Annotated in this window: 12 protein-coding genes; 3 read left to right on the forward strand and 9 right to left on the reverse strand. The window is 70.2% G+C overall.

The window, feature by feature from the left end:
* Positions 1 to 280 precede the first annotated feature (280 nt).
* The 6 genes from ACLF6P_RS17125 to ACLF6P_RS17150 form a co-directional block, all read right to left on the reverse strand.
* Positions 281 to 1,216: a glutaminase gene (locus ACLF6P_RS17125; RefSeq protein ID WP_415951250.1), complete on the reverse strand. Its 936-nt coding sequence runs from the start codon at positions 1,214 to 1,216 to the stop codon at positions 281 to 283.
* Between the two features lie 79 nt (positions 1,217 to 1,295).
* A complete protein-coding gene (locus ACLF6P_RS17130) occupies positions 1,296 to 1,991 on the reverse strand; it encodes a demethylmenaquinone methyltransferase (protein WP_415951251.1) in 696 nt (231 codons plus the stop codon).
* A gap of 62 nt (positions 1,992 to 2,053) precedes the next feature.
* Positions 2,054 to 2,647, reverse strand: coding sequence for an imidazolonepropionase-like domain-containing protein (locus tag ACLF6P_RS17135; protein WP_415951252.1), 594 nt, complete (start codon positions 2,645 to 2,647; stop codon positions 2,054 to 2,056).
* 10 nt (positions 2,648 to 2,657) lie between these two features.
* Positions 2,658 to 3,857 carry a cyclic dehypoxanthinyl futalosine synthase gene (gene mqnC / locus ACLF6P_RS17140; RefSeq protein ID WP_415951253.1) on the reverse strand — a complete coding sequence of 400 codons (1,200 nt, stop codon included), beginning with the start codon at positions 3,855 to 3,857 and terminating at the stop codon, positions 2,658 to 2,660.
* A 141-nt stretch (positions 3,858 to 3,998) separates the two neighbouring features.
* On the reverse strand, positions 3,999 to 5,801 hold the full coding sequence (locus ACLF6P_RS17145) for a serine/threonine-protein kinase (RefSeq protein ID WP_415951255.1): 1,803 nt from the start codon (positions 5,799 to 5,801) through the stop codon (positions 3,999 to 4,001).
* 185 nt (positions 5,802 to 5,986) lie between these two features.
* Positions 5,987 to 6,850 (reverse strand): menaquinone biosynthetic enzyme MqnA/MqnD family protein, encoded by an 864-nt coding sequence (locus ACLF6P_RS17150; RefSeq protein WP_415951256.1) that lies wholly within the window; start codon positions 6,848 to 6,850, stop codon positions 5,987 to 5,989.
* Positions 6,851 to 7,180: 330 nt separating this feature from the next.
* On the opposite strand from ACLF6P_RS17150, the gene ACLF6P_RS17155 reads away from it, so the two are divergent.
* The 3 genes from ACLF6P_RS17155 to ACLF6P_RS17165 all read left to right on the forward strand — a co-directional run bounded on the left by ACLF6P_RS17155 (position 7,181) and on the right by ACLF6P_RS17165 (position 9,913).
* On the forward strand, positions 7,181 to 7,384 hold the full coding sequence (locus ACLF6P_RS17155; RefSeq protein WP_415951257.1) for a cold-shock protein: 204 nt from the start codon (positions 7,181 to 7,183) through the stop codon (positions 7,382 to 7,384).
* A gap of 242 nt (positions 7,385 to 7,626) precedes the next feature.
* The gene (locus tag ACLF6P_RS17160) at positions 7,627 to 8,244 is read left to right on the forward strand and encodes a TetR/AcrR family transcriptional regulator (protein ID WP_415951304.1); all 618 of its coding nucleotides are present in this window, start codon (positions 7,627 to 7,629) and stop codon (positions 8,242 to 8,244) included.
* A gap of 85 nt (positions 8,245 to 8,329) precedes the next feature.
* Entirely contained in the window at positions 8,330 to 9,913 is a 1,584-nt protein-coding gene (locus tag ACLF6P_RS17165; RefSeq protein WP_415951258.1) for an alpha/beta hydrolase, read from the forward strand.
* 130 nt (positions 9,914 to 10,043) lie between these two features.
* On the opposite strand, the gene ACLF6P_RS17170 is transcribed toward ACLF6P_RS17165, so the two are convergent.
* From ACLF6P_RS17170 to mqnE, 3 genes are all read right to left on the reverse strand, one after another.
* Positions 10,044 to 11,381: a dicarboxylate/amino acid:cation symporter gene (locus ACLF6P_RS17170; protein WP_415951259.1), complete on the reverse strand. Its 1,338-nt coding sequence runs from the start codon at positions 11,379 to 11,381 to the stop codon at positions 10,044 to 10,046.
* Positions 11,382 to 11,777: 396 nt separating this feature from the next.
* Positions 11,778 to 12,068: a DUF4229 domain-containing protein gene (locus ACLF6P_RS17175; RefSeq protein ID WP_415951261.1), complete on the reverse strand. Its 291-nt coding sequence runs from the start codon at positions 12,066 to 12,068 to the stop codon at positions 11,778 to 11,780.
* Between the two features lie 127 nt (positions 12,069 to 12,195).
* Entirely contained in the window at positions 12,196 to 13,359 is a 1,164-nt protein-coding gene (mqnE, locus tag ACLF6P_RS17180; RefSeq protein ID WP_415951262.1) for an aminofutalosine synthase MqnE, read from the reverse strand.
* Positions 13,360 to 13,396: the final 37 nt, after the last annotated feature.

Consider the following 13,396-nt stretch of genomic DNA (forward strand, 5'->3'; position numbering starts at 1 on the left):
GGATCCGCGGCCGGAGGCGGCATTTCCCCCCTCGCCCGCCCGCACTTCATGCAGAAGCGGGCCTCCTCCAGGAAGGGGGTGCCGCAGTCAGGGCAAGGCCGTTCAGGCCTGTCAGGGGACAAAGCGGGCTCCAGGACCTCGGGGGACGACAGACGGGAGCGGTGTTCCGCATCCGTACGGACTCAGCTCGGCCCCGCCACGGTTCCCGCCGACGATTCCCGTCAACTCCCGTCAACTCCCGTACGACCAGGGCCCGCACGAGGCTATATCCCGTCGGCGCTCAGAAGACGGACAGCCCCGTCAGCGTCGTGAACCGGTCGAGCGCCGCGACACCCGCCACCGAGTTCCCGCGCTCGTCGAGCCCCGGGCTCCACACGCACACCGTGCATCTCCCGGGCACGACCGCCACGATCCCGCCGCCGACGCCGCTCTTGCCAGGCAGCCCGACCCGGTACGCGAAGTCCCCGGCCGCGTCGTACGTCCCGCAGGTCATCATCACCGCGTTGACCTGCTTGGCCTCGCTGCGGCTGAGCAGCCGTGAGCCGTCCGCCCGCAGGCCGTGCCGGGCCAGGAAGCCGGTGGCGCGGGCGAGATCGGCGCAGTTCATCTCGATCGAGCACTGCCGGAAGTAGTGGTCGAGGAGGGTCGGCACGGGCTGGCGGATATGGCCGTACGAGGCCATGAAATGCGCGAGCGCGGCATTGCGGTCGCCGTGCGCGGCCTCGGACGCGGCAACCTCCGGGTCGAAGTCGAGGGCCGGATTGCCGCTCTCGGCGCGCAGGAAGTCGAGCAGGTCGGCGCTCGCGTCACCGGTCAGGCTCTGCAGCCGGTCGGTGACGACGAGGGCGCCCGCGTTGATGAACGGATTGCGCGGCAGACCGTGCTCGTACTCCAGTTGCACCAGGGAGTTGAAGGGGTTGCCGGAGGGCTCGCGCCCCACGTGCTCCCAGAGCGTGGTCCCCTCGTGCGCGAGGACGAGGGCGAGCGCGAAGACCTTGGTGACCGACTGGACGGAGAACGAGGTGTGCCACTCCCCCACCCCGCACACCCCGCCGTCGAGATCCGCGACCGCCATGCCGAAACGGTCAGGATCGACGCCGGCGAGCGCCGGGATGTAGTCGGCGGAGCGGCCGAGACCGGTGAGCGCACCGGCCGCGATCTCCTCGAGCACCGGCAGATAGTCCTCGGCCTTCGGCGCCTGGTCCTCGTACGGCATGGGGCAGCTCTCCGCGCTTTCTTCCGCTTCTTCCGCTTCTTCCGGCTCTTCCGGCTCTTCCGGCTCTTCCGCCGTCGGCTCAGGCGGGCTTGAAGCCGCGGTGCAGCGCGACGATGCCGCCCGAGAGATTGCGCCAGGCGACCTCGGACCAGCCCGCCTTCTGCAGCTTCGCCGCGAGTGCGGGCTGGTCGGGCCAGTCGCGGATGGACTCGGCGAGATAGACGTACGCGTCGGGGTTGGACGAGACCGCGCGGGCGACCGGCGGCAGCGCGCGCATCAGGTACTCGGTGTAGACGGTGCGGAACGGGGCCCACGTCGGGTGGCTGAACTCGCAGATGACGACGCGGCCGCCGGGCTTCGTCACCCGGTACAGCTCGCGCAGCGCCTGGTCCGTCTCCTGCACGTTGCGCAGGCCGAAGGAGATCGTCACGGCGTCGAAGCTGTCGTCGCGGAACGGGAGTTTCGTCGCATCGCCCGCGGTGAACGGCAGATGCGGGTGGTTGCGCTTGCCCACCCGGAGCATGCCGAGGGAGAAGTCGCAGGGGACGACGTACGCGCCGGTCTGTGCGAAGGGGAGGCTCGACGTGGCGGTGCCGGCGGCGAGGTCGAGGACCTTCTGCGCCGGTCTCGCGTCCACCGCCCGCGCCACGGCCTTGCGCCACACCCGGTCCTGACCGAGGGAGAGCACGTCGTTGGTGAGGTCGTACTTCTCCGCGACGTCGTCGAACATCGAGGCGACTTCGTGCGGCTGCTTGTCCAGGGATGCGCGGGTCACCCGCCCATTGTGGCCCAGTTGCGCGGAGCACCGACGGGCGGGTGGGCCACCCGGGGGCCGGGTCACCGCCCCCGGTACACCAGCCGTCCGCCGATCACCGTGGCCACGCACGTGGACGCGCCGAGGCGGACCAGCTCCTCGCGGGCCGGGACGTCGAAGACGGCGAAGCGGGCCGGGCCGCCCACCGCCAGCGGCGGGAGGAGGACCAGCGGCCGGGGCGAGAGCGAGACCGGGCCGGGGAGTTGGGCGGGGCGGGCCGCGAAGACGAGGCCCGCACCCCGGACCGCGTCCAGCGCGGGCTTGGACTTCAGCTCGCCGCCGATCGCCACCGTCCCGTGCGCGAGCAGCCGCTGCACGCCCCGTCGGGCGCTCGGCCCGAGGCGGGAGGGCTCGGCGCTGAAGATCTCGCGGGCGCGGGCGCCGCCGATCGGCGCCGTGCCGAAACTGTCCGCCTCACGCGGATCCGGGTGGTACGTCGATTCGAGGATCTCCGGACCGTACGGGTTGAGCAGTCCGGGCGTGAGCAGTCCGGGCCAGCGCCGCACCCGGGCCGAGGGGTGCGCGGCGGACAGTTCCTCGTACGGCCCGAGGGCTTCGACGATCTCGCCGGAGACGAGGACCGCGTCCCCGCCGGACGTGGCGTGCAGTGTCAGCAAGGCGGCCCGCTCAGTTGGCGGGGAGCAGCTTGAGCTCCGGGTGCGCGGTGCCGCCCTCGATCGCCGTCGAGGAGATGTGCGAGGCGACGCGCGCGTCGACCGGGTCGTCCGCCGGGTCGTCGTGCACGGCGAGGTGCTCGTACGTCGTGGAGCGCTGCGCCGGGACACGGTCCGCGGTACGGATCATCTCGATGATCTCCTGCAGGTTCGAGCGGTGCTTGGCGCCCGCCGAGGAGACCACGTTCTCCTCCAGCATCACCGAGCCGAGGTCGTCCGCCCCGTAGTGCAGCGTGAGCTGGCCGACCTCCTTGCCGGTGGTCAGCCAGGAGCCCTGGATGTGTGCCACGTTGTCCAGGAAGACGCGGGCGATCGCGATCATCCGCAGATACTCGAAGAGGGTCGCCTGTGTCTGCCCGCGCAGCTTGTTGTTCTGCGGCTGGTACGTGTACGGGATGAAGGCGCGGAAGCCGCCCGTACGGTCCTGGACGTCGCGGATCATCCGCAGGTGCTCGATACGCTCGGCATTGGTCTCGCCCGTGCCCATGAGCATCGTGGAGGTGGACTCCACGCCCAGGTTGTGCGCGATCTCCATGATCTCCAGCCAGCGCTCTCCGGACTCCTTGAGCGGCGCGATCGCCTTGCGGGGCCGCTCGGGCAGCAGCTCGGCGCCCGCGCCCGCGAAGGAGTCGAGACCGGCGGCGTGGATCCGGCGGATCGCCTCCTCGACGGAGACGTCGGAGATCCGGGCCATGTGCTCGACCTCGGAGGCGCCGAGGGAGTGGATGACAAGCTCCGGGTACGCCTTCTTGATCGCCGAGAAGTGCTCCTCGTAGTACTCCACGCCGTAGTCCGGGTGGTGGCCGCCCTGGAACATGATCTGCGTGCCGCCGAGCTCGACCGTCTCCGCGCAGCGGCGCAGGATGTCGTCGAGATCGCGGGTCCAGCCCTTCGCGGTGTCCTTCGGCGGGGCGTAGAAGGCGCAGAACTTGCAGGCCGTCACGCAGACGTTGGTGTAGTTGATGTTCCGCTCGATGATGTACGTGGCGATGTGCTCCGTACCGGCGTAGCGGCGGCGGCGCACTGCGTCCGCGGCGCTGCCGAGCGCGTGCAGCGGGGCGTGACGGTAGAGGTCGAGGGCCTCTTCCGGGGTGATCCGCCCACCGTCTGCGGCGCGGTCGAGAATCGACTGGAGTGCGGCCTTCTCGGTCACCGGGCAGTCCCTTTCGGACGGGTTGGACGGACCGATCCAGCGTACGCCAGGGGTCCGACACGACCTGGACCTACCCGGTCTTCGGCGCCCGGACAGGTCCCGTCTTCGACGGCCGGGTCCACCCGGCTTCGACGGTCACGCCTACCCGGTCTTCGACAGCCGGGCCTCGGGATCGCCGCCGTCCGGGTTCTTCGACTTGTACAGCAGGTCGTCGTCGACCGGGGTCAGCCGCACCACGTGGTCGTTCTGGGTGCAGCGGGAGTCCCCCTTGTTCTTCGCCCGACCCTTCGCGACCAGTTCCTCGTCCGTGACGGAGGTCAGAATCAGGATGTCGGTGCAGGTGCTCGCGCCCAGCTCGTCGGTCATGCTCGCGCTGCCGAGCTGCTCGCCCACGGCCGCCTGCCGCACCGTCACCTCCACGGTGCCCGCCGGGACCAGGCCGTCGAGGATCTCGGCCTTGCCCCGCCAGGTTCCGAGGTAGCGCTCAGGGATCTTGTCCAGGGTCTCGGGCCCGCCCGTGGCCTCGGGTTCCGTCTGGGCATCGGAGGGCTCCGCGGACGGCGAAGGCCCCGCCGACTCCGAGGGCGTCGGCGGTTTCGCGCCCTGCGCCCCCTTGCCGCCGTCGCCGGGCAGCAGGTCGAAAACGAACACCGCGCCGAGGCTCACCGCGGCGAAGGCACTCGCCACGGCGAGGGCGAGCGTGCAACTGACTCGGCGACCGCGGGCGTTGCCGGTCCGGGTGGAGTCCGCGGTGACGGAGAAGGAGAGCTTGCCGGGTGGCGCGGGCGGGCCCGGGGGTGGGGTCGGGGACGGCATCGGCTCCGAGGCCGGGGGCGGAGTCGGTTCCGAGGGTGAGGTCGGGGGCGGGGTCCCGGCCGGCTCCGAAGCCGGAGCCGGAGGCGGAGGCGGAGGCGAGGACGGCATGGAGCCCGGCGCCGAGGTAGGAGCCGGGGCGTACGAGGGGTCCGGCGGCCCGAACACCCCCGCCCCCATCGACGGCCGGCTGAACCCCACGGGCCCGGAATCCGGCGGCGCGCTCTCCGGTTCCAGGTCGAGCAGCCTCACCGCGGTCCTGCTGACCTGCTCCACCAGCGGACCGGGCAGCCACCCGGCCGCCACCAGCTCCGCCGCCCCGCCGGGCGCAAGGCGCCGCGCCACCTCCTGGGGGGCCGGGCGGGCCGAGGGTTCCTTGGCGAGGCAGTCGAGGATCACCTCGCGCAGGTCACCGCCGGGCAGCGGCACTTCAGGATCGGTGTGCACGACCTGGTAGAGCAGGGCCGCCGAGGAGTCGCCGGTGAACGGCGCGGCGCCGGTGGCCGCGTACGCGAGGACCGCGCCGAGCGAGAAGACGTCCGAGGCGCCCGTGACGCCCTTGCCGAGGATCTGTTCGGGGGCCATGTAGCCGGGCGAGCCGATGGAGACGCCGGTGGAGGTGAGCGAGGCGGTGCCGTCCGTGGCGCGGGCGATCCCGAAGTCGATCAGGCGCGGGCCGTCCAGGGCGAGGAGTACGTTGGAGGGTTTGACGTCCCGGTGGACGAGGCCGAGCGCGTGCACGGCCGCGAGCGCCTCGCCGAGTCCGGCGCCCAGGACCCGTACCGAATGATCGGGCAGCGAGCGCAGCGCGCCGCGCTCGCCGACCGCGTCGGCCAGCGAGGGCCCGGCGACATAGCCGGTGGCCACCCAGGGCACGGAGGCCTCGGCGTCCGCGTCGAGCACCGGCGCGGTCCAGGCGCCGCCGACGCGGCGGGCGGCCGCGACCTCGCGGCGGAAGCGTTCGCGGAACTGCTCGTCGAGGGCGAAGTGCGGATGGACGACCTTCACGGCGACGGTCCGCCCGCCGACGCTGCGACCGAGGTAGACCCGGCCCATCCCGCCCGCGCCGAGCCGGCCGAGCAGCCGGTACGGGCCGATGGCGGCGGGTTCACCCGCTTCGAGCGGCTGCATGGTGTCGGCCTCCCCCGGGTGTCACCAGCCTGCGTGCGCTACCCAGCAGAGTAGGCCCGAACCTGGCACCGGCCCCCTGGGGTCCGCGTTCCCGGTCTTCGGGGGAGGGCGGACGGGACGGGGAGGGAGGGCGGACGGGACGCCACCGAGGGCGGACGGGCGCGAGCCGTGGCGGACGGGCGGCCCTACGCCGTCAGCAGATCCACCCGCACATCGGCCGCGAACCCCGTCGTCGGCCCGACCCTGCGGGCGAACTCCGTGACGCCCGCAAGCTGCTCCGCGCCGAAGCGGAAGTCGAGCGTCGTGAAGTAGCGCTCGAGGACGCCGGCGTCGAAGGACTCCCAGCGCGCGGCCTGCTCGGCGACCTTGGCGACCTCCTCCAGGGAGACATCGCGCGAGGCCAGGAACGCCTCGTGCACCTTCGCCACCACCTCGGGTTCACGCTCCAGGTAGTCGCGCCGGACCGCCCAGACCGCGAAGACGAACGGCAGGCCGGTCCACTCCTTCCACATCGCGCCCAGGTCGTGCACCTGCAGACCGAGCCGCGGCGCATCGTGCAGGTTCGCGCGCAGGGCGGCGTCCCCGATCAGTACGGCCGCCTCCGCCTCCTGCATCATCAGGCCGAGGTCGGGCGGGCACGTGTAGTAGTCGGGCCGCACCCCGACCTGCTCGGCAAGCAGCAGCTGCGCCAGGCGTACGGAGGTGCGCGAGGTGGATCCGAGGGCGACGCGCGCCCCGTCGAGCCGGTCGAGCGGCGTCTGCGAGACGATCACGCAGGACATCACCGGGCCGTCGCAGCCCACCGCGATATCGGGCAGAGCGACGAGCTGGTCGGCGTGCTTCAGGAATTCCACGAGGGTGACCGGACCGATGTCCAGATCGCCGCGGACGAGCTGTTCGCTGAGTTTCTCCGGGGTGTCCTTGGAGAGCTCGAGGTCGAGCAGACTGCCCGTCCTGGCAAGTCCCCAATACAGGGGCAGACAGTTCAGGAACTGGATATGACCGACGCGCGGCCGGCTGCGACGGAAACCCACGGGAGAAATGTCCACATCGCGAGACTAGCTCCGCCCCGGCGCGCGGCGGAGGCCGGGGGGTTCCACTCGCCCCGTCACGGCTCGCCCGTTTCCTACCGAAATGTCACTCTTCGTCAACGCCCGGATCGACCCTGTCAAACGTTCGAGTGACGTGATCTTGCCCTCTATCCCTGGCCGCGGACTGCGTGCTAGGCTCGCCGCAAGTTGCAGTTTGGTTTCCCTTGCAGTACAGAGCCTGCGGAGCATGTGACCGCGGGCTCTCGTCGTTTTAGGACTTTCGCAGTAGTGGTGACACTCGCCGCAGGTTCTGGAGCAGGGCGACCCTATGGCCCATAGGAGGGCTTTATGGCTACCGGAACCGTCAAGTGGTTCAACGCTGAAAAGGGCTTTGGCTTCATCGCCCAGGAAGGCGGCGGCCCGGATGTCTTCGTCCACTACTCCGCGATCAACGCGTCCGGCTTCCGCTCCCTCGAGGAGAACCAGGCCGTGAACTTCGACGTCACGCAGGGCCCGAAGGGCCCGCAGGCGGAGAACGTCACCCCGCTCTGATCTGATCTGATCGAGGCGACACTCGCTTGATCCGCCCGGGCCGTTCCTGACCCAGGCAAGAGTGCACCACCCAAGGAGCCCCCTCCCCGTCACGTACGGGTATGCGGGGCTCCTGCCTTTTCCGCATACCGCAGACGCCTGCGTAGGGTGACCCTCACGTGCAGGAGTCGTGGGGGAAGGCGGACGGGGTGCAGGGCGCGGGGAACGGCGAGGCGAAGAAGGGCGGCCGGCGCGGCAAGCGGATGCCGCGGGCCGAGCGGGAGCGGCAGATGATGGAGGCCGCCGTCACCACCTTCGGACGCCGCGGATACCGGGCCGCCTCGATGGACGAGATCGCGGAGCTCGCGGGGGTGTCGAAGCCGCTCGTCTACCTGTATCTGAACTCCAAGGAAGACCTGTTCACGGCGTGCATCCGGCGGGAGGCCGCCGCGCTCGTCGAGGCCGTACGCAGCGGGATCACGCCTGGTGAACCCGCCGACGGGCAGCTGTGGGCCGGGCTGCTCGCGTTCTTCACGCATACCGCCGAGTACCCGGACGGCTGGGCGGTGCTGCACAGCCAGGCCCGCACCCACGGGGAGCCGTTCGCGCGGGAAGTGGCGGTGATGCGCGAGGAGATCGTCGCGTTCGTGACCCTGCTCATCGCCGAGGCGGCCCGTGCGGCACACAGCAATCCGGCGCTGCCCGAAGGCGAGGTCGCCGGGCTGGCCGAAGCGCTGGTCGGCGCGGCCGAATCACTGGCCGTATGGGCCAATGCGACGCCCCACGTCACGGCACGCGAAGCCGCGACCACCCTGATGAACTTCGCCTGGGCAGGGCTCGCGAACCTGCTGGACGGGCAGCCCTGGACGCCGCCCAGGTGAGCCCGGCGGCCCGCCGCCGTCCCGGATGCCGCCCCTCCCGAGCCCACCTATGGTGGCCGAAGGGGCAGACCGGCGAAGGGCTGCCATGCACATACGCGCGATCGCCTCACTGGCCGCTCTGGCACTGCTCGCGGCCGGAGCCGCGGCCGTCGCGCCCGCGGACGGCGCCGAAACCGCCGGGCCGCCCGGACGTGACAACCACGACGAGCAGCCGGACCTGCGGGGCTTCTACGAGCAGCGGATCAAATGGGGCACGTGCACGGGCCTCGCCCACGCACCCGAGGACCTGCAGTGCGGCACGGTCGAGGTGCCGCTCGACTACGCCGAGCCCGGCAAGGACAGCCTGAAGCTGAAAATGGCTCGTTTCCGCTCCTCCGCGAAGGACCCGCGCGGCTCGGTGGTGCTGAACTTCGGCGGGCCGGGCGGCCCCGGAGTGCCCGCCCTGGCAGGCGGCGAGAAGATCTTCAGCGAACTGACCAACGCCTACGACGTGGTGAGCTTCGACCCCCGCGGCGTCGGCCTCAGCTCCCCCGTGACCTGCGGCGACGGCTCGGACATGCCCCAGCTGCAGCCCGGACAGGACGGCGACGACACGGTGCTCGCCCTGGAGATGCTCAAGGCCCAGTACAAGGTGTGCCGCAAGCACTCCGGACCGGTGCTCGCGCACATGGGGACGGTGGACGTCTCCCGCGATCTCGACATCATCCGCGCGGCGCTCGGCGAGAAGAAGCTCGACTACCTCGGCTTCTCCTACGGGACACGACTCGGCGCCGTCTACGCCGCGCAGTTCCCGGACCATGTCGGCCGCTTCGTCCTCGACGGCGTGGACACACTGACCGAATCGCTCACCGAACAGGCGCTGGCCGGGGCGGAAGGGCAGCAGACCGCCCTGGACAACTTCGTCACCTGGTGCTCGCGGAACACCGGCTGCGCGCTCGGCCCCAACTCCCGCGAGGCCAAGGAGAACATCGTCAAGCTGGTCGAGCAGCTGAACGAGTTCCCCGCTCAGACGCCTTTCGGCCAGTTCACGGGCGCCGACCTCGTCGTCTCGATGAGCCGCGCGCTCTACAACCGCGACATGTGGCCGTACCTCTCACAGGGCCTGCTCTCCCTGGTCCTCGACGGCGACCCGCGCTCACTGCTCCGCCTCTCCGGCGCACTGCTGCTGCCGTCACCCGAGGCCGTCAGCCGCCAGGTCGGTCCGTACGAGGAGGATGTGCCGTTCGACAACCCGAATGCCTCCCTCATCGCCGTGAACTGCGCCGACGACCCGGACCGGTTCACCGCCGCAGACCTGGGGAACGAGGAGCTGCTCAACAAGCTGGAGGCCGACTTCGAGGCCGCCTCACCGGTGTTCGGCCCCACCCGGCTCTACGAGGTGATGCTCTGCGCCGGCCGCCCCAAGGGCACCGACTTCATCCGCAAGATCAAGGACGTCGACACCCCGGACATGCTGCTCGTCGGCACCCGCGGCGACCCGGCCACCCCCTACCGCTGGACGATCGAGACCGCCCGCCGCCTCGGCGACCCGGCCGTGGTCCTCGACAACCGAGGCGAGGGACACACGGGCTACGCCTCGTCGAAGTGCGTACGCGACAAGGCCAACGACTTCCTGCTGTACGGATCGCTCCCGAGCCGAGGGTCCTCCTGCGGACCGGAAGGGGACTGACCGGAATCGGAGGGTCGTCGCGTCAAGCACCAGCGCGGACGCACATCCCCGCAGGAACCCGCGGCAAACAGCGCGGTGCCCGCACCCCTGTGGAGGGGTGCGGGCACCGATGCGTGTACGCCTCGTCCGGTCAGGCCGGGACCGGGACCGGCTGGGCGTTGTCCAGCTCCTCGTCCTGGGACGGCTCGTCGATCGGGGAGGCCGAGGCCCTGGCGTACTTCGTCTTGTCGAGGATGCCCTCACGGGCCGCGACGATCACCGGCACCACCGACTGACCTGCGACGTTCGTGGCGGTGCGCATCATGTCCAGGATCGGGTCGATCGCCAGGAGCAGGCCCACGCCCTCCATCGGGAGGCCCAGGGTGGAGAGGGTCAGGGTGAGCATGACCGTCGCGCCGGTCAGACCCGCGGTGGCCGCGGAGCCGATGACCGAGACGAAGACGATCAGCAGGTACTCCTTGATGCCGAGCTGCACGTCGAAGATGTGCGCGACGAAGATCGCGGCGATCGACGGGTAGATCGCGGCGCAGCCGTCCATCTTGGTCGTGGCGCCGAACGGGACGGCGAAGGAGGTGTACTCCTTCGGGACGCCGAGGCGCTCGGTGACCTTCTGGGTGAGGGGCATGGTGCCGACCGAGGAGCGGGAGACGAAGGCCAGCTGGATGGCGGGCCAGGCACCCTTGAAGAACTGCAGCGGGTTGACCTTGGCGACGGTCGCGAGCAGCAGCGGGTAGACGCCGAAGAGGACCAGGGCGCAACCGATGTAGATGTCCGCGGTGAAGGTCGCGTACTTGCTGATCAGGTCCCAGCCGTAGGTGGCGATGGCGCGACCGATGAGGCCGGCGGTGCCGATCGGGGAGAGCAGGATGACCCACCACAGGGCCTTCTGCAGCAGCGCGAGGATGGACTCGCTGAGTTCGAGGACCGGCTTGGCCTTCTCGCCGATCTTCAGGATGGCGATACCGGCGACGGCGGCCATGAAGACGATCTGCAGCACGTTCAGCTCGGTGAACGGCGTGATGACGTCGGTCGGGATGATGCCGGTCAGGAAGTCGAGCCAGGAGCCGGCGTGCTCGGGCTTCGCGCCGTCCTCGGGGGTGAGGCCGGTGCCGGAGCCCGGGTTGGTGAGCAGGCCGATGACGAGGCCGATGGTCACCGCGATCAGCGAGGTGATCATGAACCAGAGCAGGGTGCGCGAGGCCAGGCGGGCCGCGTTGTTGACCTTGCGGAGGTTGGTGATGGACACCAGGATCGCGAAGAAGACCAGCGGGGCGACGGCCAGCTTCAGGAGCTGGACGAAGATCGAGCCGACCTGGTCGAGGGTGGTGACCAGCCAGTCGACCTCGCCGTTGCGGGCGATGGCGCCGAGGCCGACACCGACCACGAGACCGATGAGGATCTGCGCCCAGAAGGGCAGCGGTATGCGGAAGCCGGGCTTCCGCGAGGAGTCCTTGACAGTCGAGGACACGGGGGCACTCCAGGTGAGGTGCGCGGGGGGATGGGGACGTACGTGTTGCGTGGAATCTCGTGCGGGGTGCGGGCGAGGTTCCGGCGGACTTCACAACGGAGCGACTGCCGTGAGGGACTCGACGGCGCCGCTGCGGAATGTCGCTGAGTCAGGCGCGGCAACAGGCCGCGCGCGGCCGTGCGGTACACGCAGCAGAAAGGCAGCGGCAGAGATCGACGTGCAGGCGCGCGACGAGCGGGATGCCCTGGGGGTCGCGTGGCGCGGCTGCTGTCTTCATGTCGAACACGTTAACACTTGAACTTTGAGGAACTCAAAGGGCTGCTTTGGGCCGACGGGGCCCGGGAACGCCGAAGCCCCTGGACACAGGGGTCCAGGGGCTTTCGGGTGTGATGAGCCTTACAGCATGCCGTCTTCCATGCTGCGGTTGTTCGCGAGCCTGGTCTTGGCGCGGTCGACGCCCGTGACGATCTGCTCGGACATGGCATCGCGCTGCTTGCGCAGGAGGACGAAGCTGAGCGGGGCGGAGATGACGATGGCGAGCATCAGCACCCACAGGTAGTTGGATTCGCCCAGGCCGCGCGGCAGCAGGCCGAAGTAGACCAGGGCCCACAGCACGAGGAAGCTGGCGGCGAAGATACCGATGCGCATCAGGCTGTAGCGGAGAGTGGCGTTCAGCTTGGCTGCCACGGCTGGCCCCTTTTCATGACGAGAATCCTGCCCGTCCAGTGAACCATGTCCGTTTTGGGCTCAGCACAGCGGTCGGTCTGCGCCGCGGCCGGACCCGTACGTCACGGCCGCGGCGTGGCCCCGTGCGTCAGAGCCGCATCGGCTGCGGCGACTCCCGTCGCTCCGCGTCCGGCCCCGGGTACTCGCGGATGACCTCGTAGCGAGTGTTGCGCTCGACGGGCTGGAAGCCGGCGTCGCGAATCAGGTCGAGGAGGTCTTCGCGGGAGAGCTTGTTGGGCGTGCCGTAGTTGTCGGCATCGTGCGTGATCTTGTACTCGACGACCGAGCCGTCCATGTCGTCCGCCCCGTGCTGCAGGGCGAGCTGGGCGGTCTGCACGCCGTGCATCACCCAGAAGACCTTGACGTGCGGGACGTTGTCGAAGAGGAGGCGGGAGACCGCGAAGGTCTTGAGCGCCTCGGCGCCGGTCGCCATGGTCGTGCGCGCCTGGAGGCGGTTGCGGACCTTGCCGTCCTGCATGTCGACGAAGTCGTGCTGGTAGCGCAGCGGGATGAAGACCTGGAAGCCGCCGGTCTCGTCCTGCAGCTCACGCAGCCGAAGGACGTGGTCGACGCGGTGGCGGGGCTCCTCGATGTGCCCGTACAGCATCGTGCACGGGGTCTTGAGGCCCTTCTCGTGCGCGAGGCGGTGGATGCGCGACCAGTCCTCCCAGTGGGTGCGGTGGTCGACGATGTGCTGGCGGACCTCCCAGTCGAAGATCTCCGCGCCGCCGCCGGTCAGCGATTCCAGGCCCGCCTCGATCAGCTCGTCGAGGATGTCGGAGGCCGACATCCCGGAGATCGTCTCGAAGTGGTGGATCTCGGTGGCGGTGAAGGCCTTCAGCGAGACGTTCGGCAGCGCCTTCTTCAGCTCGGAGAGCGAGCGCGGGTAGTAGCGCCACGGCAGGTTGGGGTGCAGGCCGTTGACGATGTGCAGCTCGGTCAGGTTGTCGTTCTCCATCGCCTTGGCGAGGCGGACGGCCTCCTCGATGCGCATCGTGTACGCGTCCTTCTCGCCCGGCTTGCGCTGGAACGAGCAGTACGCGCAGGACGCGGTGCACACGTTCGTCATGTTGAGGTGGCGGTTGACGTTGAAGTGGACGACGTCGCCGTTCTTCCTCGTCCGCACCTCGTGGGCCAGGCCGCCGAGCCAGGCCAGGTCATCGCTCTCGTAGAGCGCGATGCCGTCCTCGCGGGACAGCCGCTCTCCGGAGCGGACCTTGTCTTCGAGGTCGCGCTTGAGTCCCGCGTCCACCTGGCCGCCTCCCGATCACTGACGTCTTGTGCCGACC

It is taken from the genome of Streptomyces lothianensis (assembly GCF_047779955.1).
GTDB lineage: Bacteria > Actinomycetota > Actinomycetes > Streptomycetales > Streptomycetaceae > Streptomyces.